The sequence below is a fragment of the Desulfoluna spongiiphila genome (genome assembly GCF_900101345.1).
Taxonomy (GTDB): domain Bacteria; phylum Desulfobacterota; class Desulfobacteria; order Desulfobacterales; family Desulfolunaceae; genus Desulfoluna; species Desulfoluna spongiiphila.
In genome coordinates this window covers 492,581-514,720 of sequence record NZ_FMUX01000001.1, presented here as the reverse complement: position 1 = coordinate 514,720, position 22,140 = coordinate 492,581, and the positions used below count along the sequence as shown (strand labels likewise).

The 22,140-nt window shown below is 59.6% G+C and carries 21 protein-coding genes; 6 read left to right on the top strand and 15 right to left on the bottom strand.

Annotation, left to right across the window (positions count from 1 at the left end):
• Nucleotides 1-249: 249 nt before the first annotated feature.
• Nucleotides 250-2,730 carry a pyruvate formate lyase family protein gene (locus tag BLQ12_RS02200; RefSeq protein WP_092207741.1) on the top strand — a complete coding sequence of 827 codons (2,481 nt, stop codon included), beginning with the start codon at nt 250-252 and terminating at the stop codon, nt 2,728-2,730.
• A complete protein-coding gene (locus BLQ12_RS02195; protein ID WP_092207739.1) occupies nt 2,717-3,151 on the top strand; it encodes a hypothetical protein in 435 nt (144 codons plus the stop codon). The genes BLQ12_RS02200 and BLQ12_RS02195 overlap by 14 nt, the downstream gene beginning before the upstream one ends.
• 97 nt (nt 3,152-3,248) lie before the next feature.
• Here the strand turns inward: BLQ12_RS02195 and BLQ12_RS02190 are convergent, their stop codons facing one another.
• The gene (locus tag BLQ12_RS02190) at nt 3,249-5,687 is read right to left on the bottom strand and encodes a response regulator (protein ID WP_092207737.1); all 2,439 of its coding nucleotides are present in this window, start codon (nt 5,685-5,687) and stop codon (nt 3,249-3,251) included.
• Nucleotides 5,688-6,150: 463 nt separating this feature from the next.
• On the opposite strand from BLQ12_RS02190, the gene BLQ12_RS02185 reads away from it, so the two are divergent.
• The 3 genes from BLQ12_RS02185 to BLQ12_RS02175 are packed head-to-tail and all read left to right on the top strand — an operon-like array spanning nt 6,151 to nt 9,873.
• Nucleotides 6,151-7,167, top strand: coding sequence for a thiamine ABC transporter substrate-binding protein (locus BLQ12_RS02185; RefSeq protein ID WP_092207735.1), 1,017 nt, complete (start codon nt 6,151-6,153; stop codon nt 7,165-7,167).
• Entirely contained in the window at nt 7,164-8,840 is a 1,677-nt protein-coding gene (locus BLQ12_RS02180) for an ABC transporter permease (RefSeq protein ID WP_092207733.1), read from the top strand. Before BLQ12_RS02185 ends, BLQ12_RS02180 begins: the two co-directional genes overlap by 4 nt.
• Complete coding sequence (locus tag BLQ12_RS02175; protein WP_217640219.1) at nt 8,821-9,873, top strand: ABC transporter ATP-binding protein; 1,053 nt, start codon at nt 8,821-8,823, stop codon at nt 9,871-9,873. Before BLQ12_RS02180 ends, BLQ12_RS02175 begins: the two co-directional genes overlap by 20 nt.
• Here the strand turns inward: BLQ12_RS02175 and BLQ12_RS02170 are convergent.
• From BLQ12_RS02170 to BLQ12_RS27250, 5 genes are all read right to left on the bottom strand, one after another.
• The gene (locus BLQ12_RS02170) at nt 9,848-10,261 is read right to left on the bottom strand and encodes a bacteriohemerythrin (RefSeq protein ID WP_092207729.1); all 414 of its coding nucleotides are present in this window, start codon (nt 10,259-10,261) and stop codon (nt 9,848-9,850) included. The genes BLQ12_RS02175 and BLQ12_RS02170 overlap by 26 nt on opposite strands.
• Before the next feature lie 92 nt (nt 10,262-10,353).
• A complete protein-coding gene (locus BLQ12_RS02165) occupies nt 10,354-10,755 on the bottom strand; it encodes a bacteriohemerythrin (RefSeq protein WP_092207728.1) in 402 nt (133 codons plus the stop codon).
• A 197-nt stretch (nt 10,756-10,952) separates the two neighbouring features.
• Complete coding sequence (locus BLQ12_RS02160) at nt 10,953-11,615, bottom strand: superoxide dismutase (RefSeq protein WP_217640218.1); 663 nt, start codon at nt 11,613-11,615, stop codon at nt 10,953-10,955.
• A gap of 420 nt (nt 11,616-12,035) precedes the next feature.
• Complete coding sequence (locus tag BLQ12_RS27255; protein WP_175469438.1) at nt 12,036-13,232, bottom strand: MFS transporter; 1,197 nt, start codon at nt 13,230-13,232, stop codon at nt 12,036-12,038.
• The gene (locus BLQ12_RS27250; protein WP_175469437.1) at nt 13,229-14,269 is read right to left on the bottom strand and encodes a phosphagen kinase; all 1,041 of its coding nucleotides are present in this window, start codon (nt 14,267-14,269) and stop codon (nt 13,229-13,231) included. The genes BLQ12_RS27255 and BLQ12_RS27250 overlap by 4 nt, the downstream gene beginning before the upstream one ends.
• Before the next feature lie 217 nt (nt 14,270-14,486).
• Between BLQ12_RS27250 and BLQ12_RS02145 the strand changes: the two genes are divergently transcribed.
• The gene (locus BLQ12_RS02145) at nt 14,487-15,629 is read left to right on the top strand and encodes a pyridoxal phosphate-dependent aminotransferase (RefSeq protein WP_092207726.1); all 1,143 of its coding nucleotides are present in this window, start codon (nt 14,487-14,489) and stop codon (nt 15,627-15,629) included.
• A gap of 144 nt (nt 15,630-15,773) precedes the next feature.
• On the opposite strand, the gene BLQ12_RS02140 is transcribed toward BLQ12_RS02145, so the two are convergent.
• The 9 genes from BLQ12_RS02140 to BLQ12_RS02100 all read right to left on the bottom strand — a co-directional run bounded on the left by BLQ12_RS02140 (nt 15,774) and on the right by BLQ12_RS02100 (nt 21,628).
• The gene (locus BLQ12_RS02140) at nt 15,774-16,301 is read right to left on the bottom strand and encodes a GNAT family N-acetyltransferase (RefSeq protein ID WP_175469436.1); all 528 of its coding nucleotides are present in this window, start codon (nt 16,299-16,301) and stop codon (nt 15,774-15,776) included.
• A gap of 8 nt (nt 16,302-16,309) precedes the next feature.
• Nucleotides 16,310-17,356 carry a ribosome small subunit-dependent GTPase A gene (gene rsgA, locus BLQ12_RS02135; protein ID WP_254781953.1) on the bottom strand — a complete coding sequence of 349 codons (1,047 nt, stop codon included), beginning with the start codon at nt 17,354-17,356 and terminating at the stop codon, nt 16,310-16,312.
• Nucleotides 17,357-17,833: 477 nt separating this feature from the next.
• Entirely contained in the window at nt 17,834-18,268 is a 435-nt protein-coding gene (locus BLQ12_RS02130) for a VOC family protein (protein WP_092207725.1), read from the bottom strand.
• Between the two features lie 9 nt (nt 18,269-18,277).
• Nucleotides 18,278-18,712: a GNAT family acetyltransferase gene (locus tag BLQ12_RS02125; protein ID WP_092207724.1), complete on the bottom strand. Its 435-nt coding sequence runs from the start codon at nt 18,710-18,712 to the stop codon at nt 18,278-18,280.
• Between the two features lie 54 nt (nt 18,713-18,766).
• Nucleotides 18,767-19,096 carry a hypothetical protein gene (locus BLQ12_RS02120; protein ID WP_092207723.1) on the bottom strand — a complete coding sequence of 110 codons (330 nt, stop codon included), beginning with the start codon at nt 19,094-19,096 and terminating at the stop codon, nt 18,767-18,769.
• A 14-nt stretch (nt 19,097-19,110) separates the two neighbouring features.
• Nucleotides 19,111-19,467, bottom strand: coding sequence for a nuclear transport factor 2 family protein (locus tag BLQ12_RS02115; protein WP_092207722.1), 357 nt, complete (start codon nt 19,465-19,467; stop codon nt 19,111-19,113).
• Nucleotides 19,468-19,945: 478 nt separating this feature from the next.
• Nucleotides 19,946-20,215: a hypothetical protein gene (locus tag BLQ12_RS02110; RefSeq protein WP_092207721.1), complete on the bottom strand. Its 270-nt coding sequence runs from the start codon at nt 20,213-20,215 to the stop codon at nt 19,946-19,948.
• Between the two features lie 263 nt (nt 20,216-20,478).
• Nucleotides 20,479-21,102, bottom strand: coding sequence for an alpha/beta fold hydrolase (locus BLQ12_RS02105; RefSeq protein ID WP_217640217.1), 624 nt, complete (start codon nt 21,100-21,102; stop codon nt 20,479-20,481).
• Between the two features lie 64 nt (nt 21,103-21,166).
• On the bottom strand, nt 21,167-21,628 hold the full coding sequence (locus BLQ12_RS02100) for a GNAT family N-acetyltransferase (RefSeq protein WP_092207719.1): 462 nt from the start codon (nt 21,626-21,628) through the stop codon (nt 21,167-21,169).
• Nucleotides 21,629-22,140: the final 512 nt, after the last annotated feature.

The window sequence follows — 22,140 nt, the reverse complement described above, 5'->3', positions numbered from 1 at the left end:
ATGATTCGATTTTTCTGGAATATTAAAAAAAATAAATGCATTGCCCATACCTCCCCGGGGGGATGCGGTCCGGGGCAGCGAGGGCTTTTTCCGCTTTTTTTCGCCGTTGATAAATGGCTCGATATGATTTAAATATAGTCTGTTATTTTCCCCGATGGCCCCTGCCTTCAGCGTGTGACCCGCCTTTAACGAAAACCAACGACCGACCCCAATGTGCCGGGCGATGAGCCGCTCGGACCAGGAGGTGTTATGGCGGAGAGAGTGACTCTGACGGACCCGGCATTGTCCCATGTTTTCCTGGACACCCTGCCCCGGGTTCGCGCCCTTCGGGAGGCGCATTTCAACACAGGCACCGAGGTGTGCATCGAACGCGCCCGATGGGTGACCGATTACATGAAAAACCTAAGGCCCGAAGGGGAGCCCATGATCATCTCCCGGGCCCGGGCCGTGAACCATTACCTGGGAAACCGGGACCCCCTTTTTTTAGACGACAACCTCCTGGCCGGATCCACCACCTCCAAACCCCTGGGGGCTCCCCTTTACCCCGAGCTTTTAGGGCTCACCCTCTGGCCGGAGCTGGAGACCATCAGCCACCGCAAGGTCAACCCCCAGACACTCTCCAAAGAAGACGCCCACATCTGTAATTTCGAGATTTTTCCCTACTGGATGGACCGCACCGTCCTTGAAGTAACCCGGAAAAAATACGGCAACCCCTTGTCCCTCAGGCTGATGGAGAAGATCGTCTTTTACATCAACGGCAAGGCCGGGTGCATTTCCCATTGCGTGCCCCATTTTGAGACGGCCCTTGCCAAGGGGCTCTCCTTTGTCATCGCCGATGCCGCCCAGCGGGAGAAGAGAGCCTCGGATGCCATGGCCCGGGACTTTTACCGGGCCGTTCAGATCGCCATGGCGGGTATCGTGGCTTACGCCGTGCGCCTCTCCGAGGCGGCCCGGACCCTAGCAGCCACCGAGGCCGATCCCCTTCGCCGGGCACATTATCTGGAGATGGCCGAGGTGTGCTCCCGGGTTCCGGCCAAGCCGGCACGGACCTTTCGGGAGGCGGTGAACAGCCTCTGGCTCTGCCAGGTGGGGATCCACGGAGAGAACATCAATATGGCCATGAGCCCCGGGCGGCTGGACCAGGTCCTCTACCCCTGGTACCGGCGGGACGTGGATGAAGGGCGGCTCACCCCTGAAGGGGCCCTGGAGCTGGGGTGCTGCCTCTGGCTCAAGCTCGCCGACAACACCAACCTTGTGCCGGAGACGGCCGAGAGGCTCTGGGGTGGCTCCGGGTCCACACCGGCCGTGACCCTGGGGGGGATAAGCCCGGAAGGCGACGACGCGGTCAACGATCTGACCTACATTCTTCTGAAGGTGACCGAGCTGATGCGGCTGAGGGACCCCAGCGTCAATGCCAGGTACCATGTGGAAAAGAACAGCAGGGCGTACAGGGACCGTGTGTCCGAGGTGATCGAAAGCACCGGGGCCATTCCTGCGTTTCACAACGACGTGGCCGATATCGAGACCTTGAGGAACCAGGGGGTGACCGAGCCGGACGCCCGGGATTACGCCATCGTGGGGTGCGTGGAGCTGGCCAGCGCAGGCAGGGATTTCGTGGCCTCGTCCTCCATCATGTTCAATCTGGAAGCGGCCCTTGAGATGACGTTTCTCAATGGAAAACGGACCCTCACCGGAGATGCTCAGATCGGCCCGGTGACCGGGAACCCCGCCGGGTTTACCTCCTTTGAGGCGTTCTGGGAGGCCTTTAAGACGCAGTTGAAGTGGCTTTTGGAGCAGGCCATCGAACTCAACGAGTGTTTTGGTCGCGTGCACCAGGAGATCCTGCCCAGCCCCCTTCTCTCCGGCCTGTTCAAGGGCCCCATGGAGAAGGGCATGGACCTGGTGTTCGGCGGGGCGCGTTACAACTCCTCCGGGGGGACCCACGTGGCCTTTCCCGATGTGTGCGACAGCTTGAATGCCGTCGAGTACGGGGTCTTCCGGGAAAAGCGCGTGACCATGGTCGAGATGATGGATGCCGTGGCCCACAATTTCGAGAAGCCGGGCCAGGAAGTGGTGAGGCTCTGGCTCGCCAACCGCACCCCTCGGTTCGGCACCGATGCCCCGGTGGCCGTGAAAAATGCCAGGAATCTCGTGCAGTTTATTTACGATGTCTATCAGGAGCACATCAACTACCGGGGGGGCCGCTACCGGCCTGCCTATTGGACCATGACCACCCACGCGGGCCAGGGTAAGCTGGCCGGGGCCATGCCCCACGGACGCAAGGCCCGGGAGCCCTTTTCCAGCGGGATCACCCCGGCATCCCAGGCCGCGCCGAGCCTCACAGAGGCCTTTCGCAACGTGGCCTGCCTTTCGGGCCGGTGTATTCCCGGCGGGGAGGCGTTGAACATTAAATACACGCCCCGTGCTCCGGGGGAAGACCGGGGGGCGTACATTGACCGGTTCGGCAGCATGGTGGACGCCTACTTCAGGGAAGGGGGGCTCCAGGTGCAGTTCAACGTCCAGACCTATGAATGGCTTATGGCGGTGAAGGCGAACCCCGCCCTGGACCCGGAGATGATCGTCCGGGTTTCCGGGTACTCCGCCTACTTCCGCGACCTGTCCGAGGCCATGCAGGATGAGCTCATTACGCGAACCCAGTACGACCTGGCAAGCGGCCGGGCCGTCCCCCTGCCCTTTACGGCCAAGGAGAGACCCGATGAATTTTTTTAAGCGACGGCTCATCGAACACCGGGTGAAAGGGGCCGTAGGTCTGATCAACTCCCGGGCCATGGACCTTTTCCTTGAAACCCTTTTGAGCCTTATGCGGTTTGCCTTTATCCTGGATCGGGACTTTCGGCGGAACATCGAGGGGTTTCAAGGCCGCTATGCCTTTACCAGCCGCGACGGAAGGATCGCCGCCTCGGCCCTTTTCGACGGCTCCCGGATGAAGGTGAAAAACCGGGCCGTGGACGAGGCCGACGTCACCATTGTCTTCAAAGACGGAAAGGCCCTGCGCCGGTTTCTCTTCAGCGAAAACCCCGACATCATCAAAGCCATCCTGGACAACGAGATCTCCTACACCGGCAATCTCAACTACCTGGCCAAGTTCGCCTACATGGCAAAGCACCTCCAGCTGAATTTTGCCTCTTGAACCCCGGTTTTTCCCCCACAGCGCCCCGGTCATGTGATCGATCAGGGCGCTTTTTTTGTGACCGCCGCAGTCCGACTGAAGAGGCCTCCGGCGGCCCTTAGTTATCCTCCGAAGGGCTCTCGTCTTTCGGGGAGAGGTAGGTGTCCATGAGGGAAAAAAGGGCGGCCTTTTTAAAGGGTTTTCCCAGGAAATCATCGCATCCGGCCTTCAGGGCTTTCTGGCGGTCCATGCCGTGGGTGCAGGCCGTCAGGGCGATGACGGGGGTGACGGCGCCTTCGGCGGTGGCCTTGATCTGTTTGGTGGCCTCGATGCCGTCCATCACCGGCATTTTCAGGTCCATGAAGATCAGGTGGGGGCGGATGCTGTGGAATCGTTTGACGGCTTCCCGGCCGTCGGAGGCGCAGATCACCTCAAAGCCCGAGGAGGCCAGGAGGCGCTCCAGAAAGAGGCGGTTGGTGGCGTTGTCATCCACCACCAGGATGCGCCGGGTCTCTTCTACGGGTGCACAGCCCCCGGTGGCGCGGCGGACCGAAGGGGCGCAGGGAGACGCCACCTGCCGGGTACGCAGGGAGAAGAGGAAGAGGGACCCCTTGCCCGGTGTGCTCGTGACGGTGATGTCCCCTGCCATGAGCCGGGCCAGCTGGCGGCAGATGGTGAGGCCGAGGCCGCTGCCCGGTTCGTTGTGGTCCATGCGCTTTCCCTGGGCAAAGGGGGCGAAAATTTCGTCGATGTCTTCGGCCGGGATGCCGAGGCCGGTGTCTTCAATGTAAAAATACAGGTCCAGAAGGCCGTCTTCCCCGGGGTGCGGGCGGTGGTTGACGTAGAGGTGGATGTAGCCTGTTTTTGTGAATTTCAGGGCGTTGCCCAAAAGGTTCATCAGCACCTGGCGGAGCCGGAGCCGGTCTCCGACGATGGTTTCGGGGAGGCCTTCCTGCCAGGTGCAGTGAAAGGAGATCTTTTTTTCATCGGCCCGGTGGGTCACGACCTGCAGGATGGAGGCCAGGGAGTTTTTCAGGTGAAAGGGGGTGTTGACCACGGTGACGCCCCCGGCCTCTATTTTGGTGAACTCCAGCACATCGTTGATGAGATCCAGGAGGTGTTCCCCGTTTTTCAGGATAATCTCAAGGCTCTCCACATGGCGGCCGGGGAGGTTTTTCTCCTGTTTGATGAGCCCGGAAAACCCGAGGATGGCATTGAGGGGGGTGCGCAGCTCGTGGCTCATGTGGGCAAGGAAGGTGCTCTTGGCCCGGTTGGCCGCTTCGGCCTCCTCCTTGGCCTTTTTGAACTGGGCGGTGCGCTCATGGACCTTCTGTTCCAAAAGGGTCCGGGACTGCTCCAGGGCGCGGGCTATTTTTCTGCGACCCGACAGGTGGATAAGGAGCAGGCAGACCCCCGTGGAGATGAGCAGGGTGTAGGCGCCCACCAGCCACACCAGGGTTTTGTAGGCGGCATAAAAGGAGAAGGGTCGGTTGACCAGGGTGCTCCCCTCGGGCAGGAGGCCCTCGGAAATTCCGAAGCGCTCCATCTGACGGTGGTCGAAGAGGTTGAGGTTGGCTCCGCTCTTGACGACGGGGATGGCAAAGGGCGGCGTTCCTGAAAGGACTCTTCTGGCCAGGAGCACGGCCTGTTCCCCCTGGCTGGTCCCGTTGATGAGGTTGCCCCCCAGCATCCCGTGGCCGAGGTAGAGGTCCAGGAGGCCGTAGACAGGAACGGCTGACGCCTGTGAGATGCGCTTCATGCTTTCCTGTTCGGGGAAAAACCGGTTGGTGGCGTCCCGAAAATAGACCCCCATAAGAAGAATGGCCGTGGACGGCAACGCGGCCAGGCGCCTTTCCAGGTTTTCCATGGAGAGGTCCGGCAGGTAGGTGATGGCAAGGCGGTCTTCATAGGGCCTCAGCTGCTCCCGGATGGTTCGGGTCCAGGCAAGGCCCGTGGGGAGGTGGTCATTCAGGACGTAGACATGGGTGGCCCGGGGGTGGATGGTCAAAGCGATATCAAGGGTGCGGGGGGCGTCAAAGGCTTCGGCCACCCCGGTGAAGAGGGGCAGTGCCTCGATCTGTTCATCCTGAAAGAAGTTAACCCCGCAAAAGATCACGGGCGTCCGTGGAAAAAGAACCTTGTGGCGGGCACGCATGAACTCAAAGGCGTTGTTGTCGCAGGCGATGACAAGATCGACGGGAAGGGTGGAGAACTTGTGGCGGAACAGGTCCATGAGCTGGGCTTCGTAGCCGTCGTCGTAGGGCGTCCGCTTGGTGTCCATGTGCTCCACGTGAAGGTCCACGGGATAGGGTGCCCCGTTGAATCCGTTTTTGACGGCCTGATAGATCTCCTCTTCCCACACCAGGCTCTGGTGGTAGGAGAAGAGAAGCAGCACCCTGCGGGGGGCAAGGGCAGGATCGGGCTCTTCATCGGAGAGCACGGGGGCCGTGGGCCAGATCAGGAGAAAGAGCGCCACCCCCCAAACCACGGAGCGGAGCCTTCCGGGCCTTTTGCGGCCTTGGCGATGCCTGGCGATGGGTATGGGGGCTGGGGTCATAACGGGTGTCCCTTAATGTTACGGACTTGCAACGGGTGCAGGGTACGATGGCGTAAGGGCGGCGCAGGGAAAAGGGGGCGGGGCAACGGGTAAAGGCGATGTCAGGGGGGAGGATCAGATCCTTTATGTATACCATATTTCATTCGGGGAAGGGACGCGGAAAAGTGAAATCCAAGCCACCTGCGGATTCCTGCGCCCATGGGAGGGTGGCACCGGCAGCAAAGGCCGGGTCCGGCGGTGGGTTGTCCCCCCTGGGCATTTCCCCAGAAAGCCGTTGACACAGGCGGCGATCACCGACTACTTAAGAGCCAGCCACCGAAAAAACCTGGCCATCCGGAGAAAGGCCTCGAAAATAAAAGTGAAGCGGTCATGGCATCAGGGGACGTGTTGCGATGGCCTGCAGGGTGTTCTTGCAACGTTTTTGCAAACCTTTTCTGAATTCAAAGAGAAAAAGAGGTTAACCATGATGAAACGAGTGATGCTGGCCGTGTTGTGCCTTTGCCTTGTGACACTGCCCGCCTATGCCGCGAGTGAAAAAAACAACGAAAAGCTGGTGATTTATACCTACGACTCCTTTGCCTCGGAGTGGGGTCTGGCCCCCAAGGTGATTCCCTCCTTTGAAAAGATGACCGGCATCAAGGTGGAGCTGGTCTCCGTGGGCAGCTCCGGCCAGGTGCTCCAGCGCGCCATGCTGGAGAAGGACCACCCCAAGGCCGACGTGGTTATCGGCATCGACAACAACCTCCTGGCCAAGGCGAAAAAGGCCGGGGTTCTCTCTGCCTACCGATCCAAAGGGATCAATCGGGTGCCCGAGTCCCTTCGCTTCGACCCCGAGTTCCAGGTCACCCCTTATGACTACGGCTATTTCGCCATGATCTACGACAGCGAGGTGGTCAAGACTCCGCCGAAAAGCCTTGAGGACCTGACCTCCGAGCGCTTCAAAAAGTCCGTCATCCTCATGGACCCCCGCACCTCAGGACCCGGCCTGGGCTTTCTCCTCTGGACCGTGTCGGCCTACGGCGACGATTTTGCCACGTACTGGAAGCGCCTGACCCCCAGCATCCTTACCATCACGGACAGCTGGAGCTCCGGGTACGGGCTCTTTACCAACGGCGAAGCCCCGGTTGTGCTGAGCTACAGCAGCAGCCCCGTCTACCATGTGGCCTTTGAGAAGACCGATCGCTACAAGGCCGCCGCCTTTAAAGAGGGGCACTACATGCAGATCGAAGGGGCCGGGATCCTCAAAGGGGCCCCCCATCGCAAGGCCGCCGAAGCCTTCATCGATTTCATGCTCTCCGAGACCTTCCAGAAGGAGATCGCCCTGACCAACATCATGTTTCCTGCCAACAGCGCCACGGTCCTTCCCGAGAGCTTTTCCCATGCGGTAAAGCCGGAGAAAAACCTCCAGCTGTCGCCCGTTGAGATCATGAACGAGGGCGAAGGGTGGATCGCAACCTGGGTGGACACCGTCTCGAAATGACCCGTACCTCGCACAGAGGGTGGGGGGCACGGCTTTTGTGGCTCGTGCCCCTTGTCCCGACCCTGATTCTTTTTTATCTCCCCCTGTCGGTGATCTTGGCGGAGGCCCTCAAAGGGGGGGAGGGGCCCTCGCCCTTTGTGCGTCTCTTTTCAAGCCCCTACACCTTCCGGGTCATCGGGTTTACCCTCTGGCAGGCCCTGGTCAGCACGGTGGTTTCCCTGATTTTGGGGCTCCCCGGTGCCTGGCTGCTGGGCCGGGTCTCCTTTCGCGGCAAGCGGCTGTTAAAGGCCCTCACCGCCATTCCCTTTGTGCTCCCCTCCATCCTCGTGGTGCTGGCCTTTGTGATCTTTTACGGCAACAGCGGGGTGCTCAACCGGTTTGTCATGGGTGCCTTTGATTTAAAACGGCCCCCGTTTACCATTCTCTACTCCTTTTCCGCCATCATCCTGGCCCACGCCTTTTACAACTTTCCCCTGGCAGCCAGGCTCATCGGCTCATTCTGGGAGCGCCACAACGACGGGCCTGCCCTGGCGGCGCGCACCCTGGGGGCCGGGCCCTTTCGCACGTTTTTTACCGTGACCCTGCCCGGGCTCCTGCCCGCGATTTTTTCCGCTGCGGGACTCATTTATCTTTTTTGTTTCATGAGTTTTGCCGTGGTCCTGGTGCTGGGGGGCGGTCCCAGGTACACCACCATTGAGGTGGAGATCTACCGCGCCGCCCGCATCAGCCTGGACCTGGATATGGCGGCGGCCCTGGCTGTGGTGGGGGCCGCACTGACCCTTGTCCTTCTGTTTCTCACCGTGAAGATGCAGCACCGGGCCAGCCATGCCGTAAGGGGGCAGGCCGCACGGCGGGGTACCACGCGCCTGTCGGGTCCGGTTCGTTTTGTGTGGGGCCTTTATATCCTCATGGTGGTCCTTGTGGTGGCCTCGCCCCTGCTGGCCCTTGTGGGGCGCTCTTTTCTGGCCCGTACCACCCGGTCCGGCCCCCTGGTGTGGACCTTGAAGTGGTATGCCATGCTGTTTACCGAAACCGGGCCTTCCCTCTCCCTTGCCGCCGTGAAGAACAGCCTCACCTTTGCCATGCTCACCGTCTGCGGGGCGTTGCCCCTGGGCCTTGCCGCAGCCTGGGTCACCACGCGGAGCAAGGGCGCTCTGGGGCGGCTCACCGAAACGGCCATGATGCTCCCCATGGGGGTCTCCTCCGTGGTTCTGGGGCTGGGGTATTTCAAGTGCCTCGCCCTTTTTTTTCCCGATTACAGCGGAAGCCGCGCCGCCGTGGTGGCGGCCCACGTGGTGGTGACCTATCCCTTTGTGCTTCGGGCCGTCTCCGCGTCCCTCAAACGGATCAGCCCCTCGCTGCCCCAGGCTGCCCGTACCCTGGGGGCCGGTCCTTTCCGTACCTTTTTCACCGTGGAGCTGCCCCTGATCCGGTCCGGCCTGGTCGGAGGCGCCTGTTTTGCCTTTGCCCTGTCCATGGGTGAGATCAACGCCACCCTGATCCTGGCACAGGCCGACACCGTGACCATACCCCTTGCCCTGTACCGACTCATCGGGGCGTATCGCTATTTTGCCGCCTGTGCCCTGGGCGCCCTTCTCATGGGCCTGTGTGTGGCCTGTTTTTTATTGCTTGAATGGATGGGAGGAGAGAGCCTTGACCCTGAACGTGACTGACCTTTTTCGGACCTACGGTGACTTTCAGCTGCGTGTGGATGTAACGGTCGCCAAAGGGGAATTCCTGTCGGTGATCGGCCCGTCCGGGTGCGGAAAATCCACCCTTTTGCGCATGGTGGCGGGGCTTGAGGCCGCCGATGGCGGGAGCATTGCCTTAAACGGGCAGGAGATTTCCGTCATGGCCCCTGAGAAACGGGGCATCGGTATGGTGTTTCAGGATTATGCCCTGTTCCCCCACATGCGGGTGGCCGAGAACGTGGCGTACGGCCTGAAGCTGAGGAAGATGGGGAAAGGCAACCGGGAGGCAAGGGTGAGGGAGCTTTTGGAGCTGGTTCGCTTAACGGACAAGGCCGACGATTTTCCCGCCACCCTCTCAGGCGGGGAGCAGCAGCGGGTGGCCCTGGCCCGGGCCATCGCTCCGAATCCGTCGGTGCTGTTGCTGGACGAACCCCTGTCGGCCCTGGATGCCAGGCTTCGCATCGATCTGCGTCGCCAGATCCGGGAGGTCCACGATCGCCTTTCCCTGACCACCCTTTACGTGACCCACGACCAGGAGGAAGCCCTCACCCTGTCCGACCGCATTGCGGTCATGCGGCAGGGGCGCATCCTGCAGACCGGGTCCCCCAGGGCGCTGTACGAGACTCCCGGGCACCTTTTCACCGGCACCTTTCTGGGGCTCTCCAACACCCTTGAGGGGCGTCTTGAGGCGGGATGGTTTGTGACAGAAGAGGGGCAGAAGGTGTCCACGGCGAGGGGGGAGGATGGGCCGGGTGTCCTTTTTTTCCGGCCGCACCATGTGGTGCTGCACGGAGAGCCTGCACCGGGCAGGCTCCCCTTTTCAGTGACGCGGGTGGAATATTGCGGTGGCTGGTCCCTGGTCCATGGGACAACAGGTCCCCACGGGGTGGTTGTCTTTGACTCGGCTGAGACCCGGTGGGCGGCGGGGCAGCAGGGGCACCTTGAGGTGGTCTCCGGTCAGGCGCAGTTTTTCCCAGGGGAGACCGGGGTTACGGAATGTACCCCTCGTTTCTGAGGTAGGTGGCAAATTTTTTGTCGGAGCCGGCCACGTGGGTGGTCCACCAGACCCTCAGGAAGGAGAGCATTTTGTCCGAGAGGTCTTCGACGCCCTTTTCGTAATCCGTGGCAAATTCTTTGATGCGCTCCGTGAACTTCAGGTGCTCTTTGCTGTGGACCATGGCCAGGGGGTAGCTGGTTTCCGCCATGTGGTGGTCTTCGGTGCGGAAGTGGGTCTGGGCAAAGGCCACCAGGACCCGGATGAGGTCCATGAGCTCTTCGCGGCGTCCCTGGTTGCGTTTATGGATGATCAGGCGGTTGATGAGCAGGAACAGATTTCGGTGCTGATCATCGATCTCGTCAATGTGGACCAGCATGTCGTCGGTCCAGTTCAACATGGATACCATGATAGTCTCCCGTGTTAATGTGTTGCGGTGTGTCTGCGTGCGGGACCGTGCCGGTGGGCAGTGTCTCCGCGCTTCGCCTTGGGGACGTCCCGTCAGTCCGAGTGGATGTGGCGGGCGTATGCGGGGTCTGAGCGAGAGACATGCTCGCGCCACCAGTGGGTGAGGAATTCGAGCATGTCGTGGATGAGGCCCTGCTTGTTGGTTTTGTAGTCGCTTATAAACAGGTCCACCTGCTCCATATAGGCCATGTGTGCCTTGTTGTGCTCCACGAACCGGGGGAATTTGTGTCTGATCATGAGTTTTTCTTCGGTGAGAAAGTGCCGGTCGGAGTAGTCCATGAGTTGCCCGATCCGCATCAGGATTTCACCCGGTCCGCCCTGCTCCTCATGGACCTTGATGATATCGTTGATAATGGCGAAAAGGGCTTGATGCTGTTCGTCAATCTCAGGGATATTCACGGAAATCGCTTCGGTCCATACCAGGGGCTCGGTCATGGGCTTTCCTCTCCGGTGAGGGTGACAGTCAGGGCAATGACAAAAATAAAATATACACGTATCGGCGTGTGAAATAACACTCCATGAGCCTTACCGTTCGGTGAATTCACGGCATCTCTCAAACGGCCAACACCTCATGGTGTACTGTTATTTTCCTGCCGAACCCTCAGATTTTTCCCGAACACCGGGGCAGCGTTTCAAAGCTCCCCGGTGCCATATCTTTTTTCCACGGCCTTCCAATGGGCCAGTCCGTCAAAGACCCCTTCCACATATGCCTTTCGCCTGTTCTGCACATCGAGGTAATAGGCGTGTTCCCACAGGTCGATGGTGAAAAGCGGGGTGAGGCCCCTTGCAACCGGGGTGTCCGCATTGGCCGTGGTCAGGATGCGCAGGGTTTCCTTGTCCCTGACCAGCCACACCCATCCGCTGCCGAAGTGGGAGAGGGATGCCTCGATAAATTCATCCCGAAACGCCTTCCATCCACCGAACTCTGTGTTGATGGCCTGTGCCAGCGCTCCGGTGGGCCGTGCCGTGCCCTCAGGGGTCAGGCACTCCCAGAAGAACGCATGGTTCCAGGCCTGGGCCGTGTTGTTGAACAGGTCCTTGTACTTTTTCTTTTCCCGGGTGGCGGAGAGGATTTCTTCAACGGATTTTCCCTTGAACCGGCTGTCGTCAATAAGCTGGTTGGCTTTGGCCACATAACCGGCGTGGTGTTTGCCGTGATGCAGCTCAATGGTCTGCTGGGAGATGACCGGCTCCAGGGCGTCTGAAGGCCAGGGCAGGGGGGGCAGGGTGAGGGTGGGGCCTTTGGGCTCGGGACTGCACGCGGCGAAGAGGGCAAGCAGGGTCGCGAAAATCAAGGCGACACAAACCCGGCGTGGGATGATCCAATGACAAGATGGCAAATGCATCGGCATGGCATGGCCTCATGTGTAAGGATTCGTAAGGGGGAAACGGTGCGGAGATGTCTCAGGGAATTGTGAAAAAGGATTGATATGTCTCTATTTATACCTGAGTTGCGGCGGGTTCGCAACTCCCCAGTGGCGGGGAAGCAGGGTGAACTCATTGGGGGGGCGGTACAAAACCAAAAGCATGCCTCCGGCGGCAAGGTGTGCCACCTTGAAAGCACGTTGCGAATGCGCTTTCCCCTTCGTTCCTCAGGGAAAATCACATTCGCTATTGATTTAGATTAAGGGGGATCTGTTTTCTGGGGTCTGTTTGATCTATTTTTCAAAGGTTTATCTCCCGACAGGGCCGTCGTAGGCAAAAAACAGATGCGCTCAGCCCCTTTTCGCCGGAGGCCGCGTTTTTTGCCCATGGGGCAGGCTCAGCCAGGTGAAATGGATAAGGCCCGCGGCCATGATGAGACCGCCCATGGGAAAAGCGTAGCGAAGTTCGAACAGGTCCATGGTGAGCCCTGCGATGAGGGAGCCCAGGAGCATGCCCAGGCTGTGGGCCATGGTGAGAAGGCTCATGACCGAGCCGATGCCCCGGATCTCGCGGCCCCGTTCCACGGCCAGTGCCGAGAGGGCGGGAAGGGAGGTGCCCCCGCCGATGCCGAAGACAATCACCGCCGCAAGGAGGCTGTAAAAGCCCGTGGCCTGGTGGCAGAGCACCATGGAGCCCACGATGAACACCCCGCCGACGGCCACCAGGAGTTTCCGGTTCATCCGGTCCGCCACCACCCCCATGGGGATGTGAAGCAGGCCCCCGGCCAGGACCATCACCATGACCAGGGTACCGGTTTCGGCGCTTCCCAGGCCGAAGGTGACGTCCACATAAAGGGGCAGGAAGCACCAGATCATCCCCACGCAGGTGGTGTACACCATGCGGAAGGAGACAAGGGCGAGGATGAGCCGGTCCTTGAGAAGCCCCATGACGGCGATGCTTTCGTTTCGGGAGGTTGAGCTTTTCTCCTCGGCCACCGGGGGCAGGAAGGCTAAGGCCATGACGAAGGCGGCCACGGCCAGGACCCCCATGCCGAGGAAGGCGGCGTCAAGGCCGTAGAGTCGGTTGATGAAACCGCCCATGAAAGGGCCCATGCTCAGGCTGAGGAACATGGCCATGCTGAAGAGCCCCATGTAGTATCCCTCTTTGCCCTTGGGGGTGATGTCCCCCACATAGGCCTGGGCCACGGGCATGATCATGCCCGAGGCGATGCCCTGGAGGAACCGGAGGCCGATGAGGGACCCCACGGAGCTGGAGAGCATAAAGCCTAAGGAGACCAGGGCGTAAAAGAGGAGCCCCGGAAGGATAAAGGGCTTTCGTCCGATGCGGTCCGAGGTTTTGCCGAACCAGGGAAGGACCAGGGTCCGGGAGATGGAGAAGGCCCCGAAGATCATGCTGATGTACAGGCCGCTGGCCCCCAGCTCATGGGCGTAGACGGGAAGCAGGGGGATGACGATACCCACCCCGGTCACCGCCGAAAAGATCGACATGAACAGGGTGATGAAAATCCGTCGTTCTTTGGGGTTCATGGAGCGGTTGCCTCGTCATCCATCCGGGCAAGGCGGGTGATGCCGTTGATGAGGTGGGCCAGTGCCGCGGCTTCGGTGACCCCGAGGCGCATGCGGTTGCTGATGTCGTAGACGCCGCCCCGGCCTTCGGAGTGCTCCCCGTGGACGCCCCGGACCTGGAGCCCCAGGGCATGGGCCGCGTCGTGAAGGGCGTCTTCGTCTTTTGCCAGGTTCGCCAGGTTCATGTGCACGCTGGCCCGCATGGCCGTGCCCAGGTTGGTGGGACAGCTTGTGAGGGATCCCAGGCGCGGATGGGTGAGGAATTCAAGGCGGGAGGAGAGGGCGGTCACACCGTCTGCAAGGCGCCGGAACACCGATGCCACGTCACCCCCTTCTTGAAGGGAGATGATCCGGAGCTGGTCCTCCTCGTTTACCCAGACGCTGAAGGTTTCGTCGTGGGAGAGAAAGAGGCCCCGGGCTTCGGGCCAGTCCCGCATGAGCCCTGCCGACGCAAGGAACCGGTCTTCGTTTTTGAACAGCAGGTGGCGTGCAATGAGGTCGTCGCGGACCGCCTGGTCCATGTCCGGCAGGGCGTGATAGGTCCCTTTCAGGTGTTCGGGCAGACGGGCCAGGGCGGCCTTGATCGTAACTTCCACCTCTCGGCGCTGGGACGGGGAGATGGCCGGGCCCAGGGGGAACCCCGCCAGGTTGCGGCCCACCCGCACCCTGGTGGAGAGAATTTTATCCGTTGCCGAGCCGCTGAGATCGGGCAGATCGGCCAGGGAGTAATCCGGGGCGGGGTGGGGGCCGGACGTGCCGTGATAATCCCAGACCACGGGGGTCAGCAGCGGGGAAAAAAGGTCGTAGGACTCCGCATCCCCGGCATAGACCCCGACGGAGCTCTCCTGTTGTTCCACACCGGATCGGATAAGGTCGGCGGCGGTGTACCCCGACCCTGTCTTCAGATCCTTAACCTCGTCCCACACCTGAGGTGTGAGGTGCCTGCAGAGAAGCGACGCGCATTCTGGCGTGAATGCGGGAAACCCTGAATTGCCCATGAAATCCTCACCGTTTCAATCCATATCAGTGCCTTTGCACAAAGTTACCCTATATACCACAGTCGGTGACAAAAAGCATGCCGGGCATGGGGTCGCGGCGGCGACGGGCACCCATAATGATAGAAGAAGGGGCCAAAATGTGGTACAAAAAGAGGTTTAGAGACCATGTGGGGCGAGCCCCCTTTGACCATATGACGCCAGTTGAGCAGGAGGAGTGATGATCGCCAGAAGAGCCGAGGAGATGACCTCGTTTATCGTGATGGATGTACTGGAACGGGCCAAGGAGATGGAGCGCGACGGCGTGGACATCATCCACCTGGAGGTGGGGGAACCCGATTTCGACACCCCGGACTGCGTGAAGGCTGCGGCCTGCAAGGCCATCAACGAGGGACACACCCATTACACCCACAGCCTGGGCATGATGGAACTCCGGGAGGCCATCTGCGAGTATTACCAGGAGACCTACGGGGTGACCGTTTCCCCCCACCGGGTGATGGTTACCCAGGGGACCTCCCAGGCCATTTTCTCCGTCTTCTCCGCCATGCTGGAGGCCGGCGACGAGGTGATCCTCTCAGACCCCGGGTACGCCTGTTATCCCAACTTCATCAAGTTCGTCGGGGGCGTGCCCGTGGCTGTCCCCGTCACCGAAGCCGACGGGTTTGAGCTTCGGGTGGCCGAGATCGAAAAGCGCATGACGGACCGTACCAGGGCCATCTTTTTGAACTCACCGTCCAACCCCACGGGCAACCTCCTCTCCACGGACCGCATGGAGCGTATCGCAAAGCTCGGCCCTGCCATTGTCTCGGACGAGATTTACCACGGCCTGGTTTACGAAGGGGAAGAGCACACCATGCTGGAGTTCTCGGACAACGCCTTTGTCCTGAACGGGTTTTCGAAACTCTACGCCATGACCGGCATGCGCCTGGGCTACGTCATCGCCCCGGAGGCCTTCATGCGTCCCCTGCAGAAGATCCAGCAGAATTTTTTCATCTCGGTGAACGCCTCGGCCCAGGTGGCGGGCATCGCCGCCCTGAAAGAGGCCAAGGCCGATACCCTGCGCATGAAGGAGATCTACAACAAAAGGCGCCTCTACATGATCGAGCGCCTGAGGGCCATGGGCCTTGGGATTACGGTCCCCCCCACGGGCGCCTTCTACGTCTTTGCCAACGTCAAGCACATCTCCATGGACTCCTACAAGCTGGCCTTCGACATCCTGGAAAAAGCCCACGTGGGGGTTACCCCCGGCATTGATTTCGGTAAAAACGCCGAGGGCTACCTGCGGTTCTCCTACGCCAACTCCATTGAAAACATCGAGCGGGCCATGGATCGGCTGGAAAAATATTTAAAGGCGAAGGGGTAAAAGGCTAAGGGCAAGGGGCGAAGGGCGAAAAGGCTAAAGGCTGGTTTCAGTTTAACGATCAAGCCCCCCTTTTGCGTACAGCCCCAACGGGGCTGAGCGGCAAAAGGGGGGCAAGCGGAACGCTTTTTTTGGGTTTTTATCCCGTCACATCCCCGCAAAGGCCGGATGATAGGCCAGGGTTGCGCCGGTGTATGGGGCCAGGCCGCTGTTTTTCAGGGCAAGGGCCATGAAGGCGTCCTCCGGGACCTCGAACCGGGTACGGATGTCCCAGGCCGCAGCCGGTCGGAACCCGAACCTGGGGTAGTAGGTCGGGTGGCCGATGACCACCAGGCCCTGGCACCCCGCCTCAAGGCAGTGTGTGAGCCCGGCGCTGACGAGCAGGCTGCCGATGCCCTGCCTCTGCAGGTGCGGTGCCACGGCAAGGGTGGACAGGGACATCAGCCCCGTGGCATCCCCACCTTCCCGGGTCATGGGACTGAAGAGGATGTGGCCGGTGACCGTGTTATCGGTCTCCGCCACCAGGGAGATGGTCTCAGGGCAGCTCCTCAAGGCTGCCACGAGCTCAGCCTCAGCCTCTCGCTTAAAGGCCGCGGCGTTGATGTCGTGGACTGACCCGAAGTGGTTTTCTGTTTCCGGGACAATGACGGTCTCTACTATTTCTGCAGGTTTCATCGTTTCATCTACCCCCTTTTTTTCATCTGTTTCATCTCTTGCGCCACCCATTGCCAGCGCTCCTTCTCAATGCGATCTGCGCTCTTGGTCTGCCTGTCGGCCAGGTACCCCAGCTCGCGTTTCTGTTTGAGGTAGCTCTCCAGCCGACCCTCTTCAAGCTCTCCTGTGCGGCAGGCTTCCTTCACCCGGCACCCGGGCTCTTCCGTGTGGGTGCAATCCGAGAACCGGCACTCTTCGGCCCAGGCCTCGATCTCCGGGAACGCGCTGTCCGTTCCGTCGTCCACATCCCAGAAGGCGATTTCACGAATGCCGGGGTTGTCGATGAGGGCCCCCCCTGTGGGGAGGCGGATGAGGTCACGGGTGGTGGTGGTGTGGACCCCTTTGCCCACATGGCTGCTGACCTCCCGGGTGGCCTGGACGGCTTTACCCACCAGGCAGTTCACCAGGGTGGATTTTCCCGCCCCGGACGAGCCCAGGAGGGCCACGGTCTGGTCGGGCCCGAGGTAGGGGGCAAGGGCTGCTATGCCGTCTTCACGAACCGAGGAGATGGGAAGAACCGGCACGCCGAAGGATATCTCTTCCACTTCTTGCACAAAGGGTTCGGGAGACTCGTGGAGGTCGGCCTTGCTCAGGATCACCACCGGGGTGCACCCGCAGTTGTAGACGAGGGTCAGGTACCTTTCGATGCGCCGAAGGTTAAAATCCCTGTCCAGGCCGCAGACGATGAAGACCCAGTCCAGGTTGGCGGCAATGATCTGGGTGCGGACGGGGGTGCTCTCTTTTTTGCCCTGTCGCCCGGAGGCACCCCTGGACAGGGCGTTTTTCCGGGGCAGCACCGAAGTGATCCTGCCGTCGGTGAGGCGGACCCAGTCCCCTGTGGCCGGGAAGAGGCCGTTTTCATCGGCTTGCCTGTAGAGCTTTCCCGATGCCGTGGTCAAAGATTCGGTCTGCCCGTCGCTGACGAGGAAAAAATTCTTCCGGACACCCGTGACCCTGACGGCTTTTTCTGCGGATTCATGGTTGGTTTCAGTCTGTTGATGGTTGTTGATATCCAATGGTTGTCCCTCCTGGGGGGATCTGTACCTGTGGGTAAGGCACAGCAAATAAAGATCATGGTCGGGAAGGGCGCACAACCGTCCTGCTGGCGGGGTGCTTGCCGTTCCTCGTTGCGTAATGTGCTTGATTTTTATTTGGATACCGTTGCCGGTCCGGAGGGTACACGTCTGGTGAGGGCGTGCAACGAAAGGTGGGGCCTACGCAAACGCATGGGGGCAGGTCAAGGTGCCGGAGCCCTGTGGGGCGTTATAAGCGGCATCTGTGACCGGGCGTTGTCTCGATGATCCGGGGGACTTGTGACCCGGAGACGTCGATGTGAGTCCTGTTCCTGTCGTTACCGGGCGGCAACGGTGGAAACAAGCTCCTGGAATGTTCCGAACATAAAAAAAACTCCTTTCGGTGCAAGGCACCGTTGTGGCCGGTGTCTCGGAAAGGCATAAATTTATACCCGGGAAGGGCACGTGTCAAGGAGACGATCAGGCGTCGGGGATCTCAAGGGAGACATTGCCCTTGTCGTCTAAGTGCCAGAACGGGTTGTGGGCAACCTCCCACAGGTGGTCGTCCGGGTCGGCAAAATAGCCGGAGTAGCCACCCCAGAACACCTCCTGGGCCGGTTTGACGATGCGCGCCCCTGCCTGGGCGGCCCGCCCCAGGACCTCGTCCACCTCGCCCCTGGAACGGGCGCAGTACGCAAGGGTCACACCGGAAAACCCGGTGCCGCGAGCCGGAATCTGGGCGTCTTCGGCCAGGGCCTCCCAGGGGTAGAGGGCAAAAATCATCCCGTTGAGCTGAAAGAACCGGATCTGCTCGTCCGCAGACCCCAGGGGCCAGCCCAATCCTTTTTCGTAAAACCGTTGCGACCGGTCCAGGTCCGCAACGCCGAGTGTTACGACGCTCAGTCGTTGATCCATAAAATCTCCTTATCTTTTTGCCGGGTCCCCATCGGGTATCAACCGTTTGCCGATGCAGACCACCGGGTCTTTCGTATAGCCGCAGCCTTCGTAAAAGGAGATCACCGGCTGGTTGGTGGTGCGGACCATGAGGTTGATCTTCGGGCACCCCAGCTCCAGAAGGCGCGTTTCAACCTCCCGGAGAAGGGCCTCTCCGAATCCTTTTTTCTGATGGCGCGGCAACACGGCCAGGTAATTGACGGAGCCGCGATGGCCATCGTATCCCCCCATGGCAGACGCCATGATGCGGCCTTCCAATTCGCCCACGAGAAACAGGTCGGCCTCGACGGACAGTTTTCGTTCAATGTCTTTTTGCGGGTCATTCCAGGGCACGGTGAGACCGCATTCCTGCCAGAGGGCGATCACCTGTTGTGCGTCTGAACTCGTAAAGCAACGTATGTTCATGTTGTATCCTTTACCACAGGAGTTCCTTGCGGGGCACGGGGCTCCTGGTCCTGCTTACTCCGGATTGCGCTGCAGGAGTTTGATTTCAAAATGATAGGTCCCGGTTGCCGGGTCGTGGCTCACCAGCCTGCAGGAGGAGACATCCACCCATTTTTCGATGGCCAGGATCGTTTTGGCATGGAACCGGGTGTCGGAGTTAAAATCGATGCCATAGATCAGCTCGGTATACGGGAACCCCTCCTCCACGTCCGCCCTGCCCACAAACCGAATCTCGGTCCGTGACAGGGTGGGGGTGTGCCCGGTTTCGCTTTGCTCCATGTCGATGACATGCGCCATGAACAGATGTTTGTACCTGTCAAAGGCCTTTATGGGATCCTCGGACATGGCGATACCTCCGTTTAGTGGGGAATCGGCAGGTTGTGTGCTTTCAAAAAGCGCAGTTTGTCCCAATACCCGCGTTGAAACACGATTTTGTCTTCCACGACATGGAAGAAGCCGCAGCCCCTTAATCCGATGGGGTCATTCCACTCCAGAATGGCCCACTCTCCGTCCTGGAAGATATTCTCGACGATGCAGACCATCTCAGAGGCCGCAAACTCCCTGGCAAACATTTCGGTGATGGCTGCTTTGCCCGATACAGGCTCGTTTGCTACCTGATGATTGACCGCATCCTCTGCGTAAAATTCTGAAATAAGTCGGGCGTCCCCTTTGTTGAAGGCCTCGACCCACGCTTTGACGATCTCTCCAGGTTGCATACATCTCCTTGTGGCCCAGGGAGCCCAGGTATGTTGGGGATGCCTGGCGCGAAGTTTGTGAAACAATCAAATGGGCCAGAACCCATGACGATGACTTGAATTTTACTGCCCTTTGCGGCGTTTGGCAAGGCAGGGAGCCCGTAAACACAGGGCAAACGCATTTAACTGTTCGTTGCCTCCGGCGGGTCGCTTTTTGAAAAAAGCTCCGCAAAAACGTTTCGGTTGCCTGCGCTTTTAGTGCTCAGCGGAAATACGAGCACATTTGAATGAACCAAAATCGCATTCAATACCTGTTTATCAAACTTTTTAAAAGTTTGGCCCCCGGCAGGGCCGCCGGAGGCAAAATCTAAATGCGTTGGCCCTGCCCGTAAACAGGAGACATTTCGGGGAATGGAGAGGGTATCTCAGGAGGAAGGATACAAACGTGCCGGGGGACAGGCATGGTCTGCCTCTCCCCCGGATTTTGCTGCGGCAGGATTTATCGCGTTTTGTAGGGGCACTTTTTGTTCTCTCTGGCCTTGGCCGTGAACCACCCGTCTTCCCACTCCATCTTCTGGCCGATGAGGTCGCAATCGTCCTTGGTTCCTCCGGGGCCGTCGCCTTCCAGCCCGTGGCCTTTTTTCTGGGCGTCATAACCATGGTACCAGCAGTCGCAGCGTGATGCGTCTTCTTTTACGGCAAGGGAAAAAACAGGCAATGCAACCAAAATGGCAATGAGCATAACGACTTTCATGAGATGGCGTTTCATGTGCAGCCCTCCTGTTTTAAGAACCGTGGGTCGGGTTCGGGGTACAAGTGCGTGTGGCGTGTTGTTTGTGGTGTAAATAAGGCAGGTTGTTGTTGATAACGTAAACTTCACATACGTGGGAGTAAAGGTCAAGTGCTTATTTTGTCAGGGGTTTTCTTTCTGATGACTAAGGAGGCGGAATAAAAAGTAGCTGCCGAGCCGATGGCCCCGGGAAGGGCCGTCGGAGGCAATGTAGATCATGCCGGTTGGCGGTGGTTCCGCCATCAGGCCGTTTCGCGTGAAAAGGAGCGGTTGATGAAGTCCAGAAGTGCTTCAACCACAGCCTCCTCGTGCCCGTCGAAAATCTCTGCGCCGTGGCCGTCGCCGGAGTAGAAGAGAAGCTTTTTGGGCTCACAAAACAGGGAAAGCATCTTTCGGTTGTCCTCGGCCCCGTCATCCTCTTCGGAGTTGATCAACAGCTTGGGAACGGAGATCTCCCTTAACTCATCGTCGGTGTAGAAGACCGATCCTTCATGCTCAATGGGGGCGGAAAGGGCTGCGACGGCAACGATCCTGTCGTCATGCACGCGTCGGGAGGCGACCTTCAGGGACGCCACGCCGCCCCTGCTTGCCCCGATAAGAATGATGCGCTCGGCGCCCATGCCAGCCACACATGAAACGACCTCTTCAAGGATTTCGGACTGGTCAATGGAAAAGCCCGGGTAGTCGTAGGTTACAACCATGCAGGGCCCCGGGACCAGGGCCTTGACCACAGGGTTCCACTCCTGTTGGTCGTTGGTGTCCATGTTGGAGAAAATGACGGCCGATTTTCCAGTGCCGTACAGGGTCCCCGGAATGGATGGTATGTCTGAAGACGTCCGGGTGATGGGGATGGTGATCGGTTTCATGTTGTCCGCCTGTGTTGATGGGTTGTTTGTAATCAGGGAAAATGTGTGTCTGGGAAGGAGAGGGTCAATCCACCGCACAGACCATGGGCACAAAGACAATGCCGCTTTTTTCCTGTTGCGGGCCTGTCCCTTGAAATCCCAATTTTTCATAGGCCGCCCGTGCATAGGTCGAGGAGTTCACGGTGACATGTGTCAGGCCGGGCTGCATGCTTCTGCACGCCTCCATGGCGAGACGGAAAAGCTCTTTGGCGATTCCCTGGCCTCTGCGGCTGACAAAGAGCAATGAGACATGGCTGCACGTGATCATTTCGATGACGCCCACCATCTCCTCCCCCTGCTCTGCCACGACGACAACCTGCCCGGAGTCCGCCCGCTGTGCAAGGGCTTCGGGGTTGGCATACTTGAAAAACTCACGGATGCCTTCGGGACCGTAACCCGGGGCAACGAGCTCATTGAATACCTTTTCCACAAGGGCGCAGACTCTGGTCTCCTCCCCTTTTTCCATCATTTTGTAACGTACATCCATAATCTCAGGTGTCCTGTTTCTGAAGCATTTGGCGGATGCCTTTTAAGGCCGAAGGCCCGTAAGGGACGGCGCAAAAATAAAACACACGAAAAAGCGATGCCATCGGCGGCGGGGTGCCCCACCTTGAAAACGGGTTGCCGCAGCATTTTTTGCATAATTACGTATGGGCAAGAGTAGGCATGTTTGCGCGCTTTGGCAAGTGTTCACCGGTCGGGGGGAAGAGGAACAGGTAACAGGTGATAGGCAATAGGCAATAGGGGATAGGTAATAGGGGATGGGTAATGGGGGAGCTTGTTTTTGAGACCACTCTTTCGATGATCTCCAGCCTGTGCATTCCAATATACCATCGTCGGGCATCCAGAGACGTCTGTTTGCGGCAGGCTTTCGCGGGGTGTTGCCGGTTCGGTTTTGGTGCGTGGAACGCACCCTACGGGCTTCGGTGCTTCGAACGTTTCTGATTTAACGACGATATCTGTGGCCTCACGTTCAGGTGGTGTTAACGACACCCTGCT

Excerpts from the sequence above, each read along its gene's own strand:
- BLQ12_RS02200 (WP_092207741.1), top strand. The coding sequence starts at position 250 with ATGGCGGAGAGAGTGACTCTGACGGACCCGGCATTGTCCCATGTTTTC.
- BLQ12_RS02170 (WP_092207729.1), bottom strand. The coding sequence starts at position 10,261 with ATGGTATCCATGTTGAACTGGACCGACGACATGCTGGTCCACATTGAC.
- BLQ12_RS02195 (WP_092207739.1), top strand. The coding sequence starts at position 2,717 with ATGAATTTTTTTAAGCGACGGCTCATCGAACACCGGGTGAAAGGGGCC.
- BLQ12_RS02165 (WP_092207728.1), bottom strand. The coding sequence starts at position 10,755 with ATGACCGAGCCCCTGGTATGGACCGAAGCGATTTCCGTGAATATCCCT.
- BLQ12_RS27250 (WP_175469437.1), bottom strand. The coding sequence starts at position 14,269 with ATGGGCAATTCAGGGTTTCCCGCATTCACGCCAGAATGCGCGTCGCTT.
- BLQ12_RS02120 (WP_092207723.1), bottom strand. The coding sequence starts at position 19,096 with ATGTCCGAGGATCCCATAAAGGCCTTTGACAGGTACAAACATCTGTTC.
- BLQ12_RS02140 (WP_175469436.1), bottom strand. The coding sequence starts at position 16,301 with ATGAAACCTGCAGAAATAGTAGAGACCGTCATTGTCCCGGAAACAGAA.
- BLQ12_RS27255 (WP_175469438.1), bottom strand. The coding sequence starts at position 13,232 with ATGAACCCCAAAGAACGACGGATTTTCATCACCCTGTTCATGTCGATC.
- BLQ12_RS02115 (WP_092207722.1), bottom strand. The coding sequence starts at position 19,467 with ATGCAACCTGGAGAGATCGTCAAAGCGTGGGTCGAGGCCTTCAACAAA.
- BLQ12_RS02105 (WP_217640217.1), bottom strand. The coding sequence starts at position 21,102 with ATGAAACCGATCACCATCCCCATCACCCGGACGTCTTCAGACATACCA.
- BLQ12_RS02110 (WP_092207721.1), bottom strand. The coding sequence starts at position 20,215 with ATGAAACGCCATCTCATGAAAGTCGTTATGCTCATTGCCATTTTGGTT.
- BLQ12_RS02190 (WP_092207737.1), bottom strand. The coding sequence starts at position 5,687 with ATGACCCCAGCCCCCATACCCATCGCCAGGCATCGCCAAGGCCGCAAA.
- BLQ12_RS02145 (WP_092207726.1), top strand. The coding sequence starts at position 14,487 with ATGATCGCCAGAAGAGCCGAGGAGATGACCTCGTTTATCGTGATGGAT.
- BLQ12_RS02125 (WP_092207724.1), bottom strand. The coding sequence starts at position 18,712 with ATGAACATACGTTGCTTTACGAGTTCAGACGCACAACAGGTGATCGCC.
- BLQ12_RS02100 (WP_092207719.1), bottom strand. The coding sequence starts at position 21,628 with ATGGATGTACGTTACAAAATGATGGAAAAAGGGGAGGAGACCAGAGTC.
- BLQ12_RS02185 (WP_092207735.1), top strand. The coding sequence starts at position 6,151 with ATGATGAAACGAGTGATGCTGGCCGTGTTGTGCCTTTGCCTTGTGACA.
- BLQ12_RS02130 (WP_092207725.1), bottom strand. The coding sequence starts at position 18,268 with ATGGATCAACGACTGAGCGTCGTAACACTCGGCGTTGCGGACCTGGAC.
- BLQ12_RS02180 (WP_092207733.1), top strand. The coding sequence starts at position 7,164 with ATGACCCGTACCTCGCACAGAGGGTGGGGGGCACGGCTTTTGTGGCTC.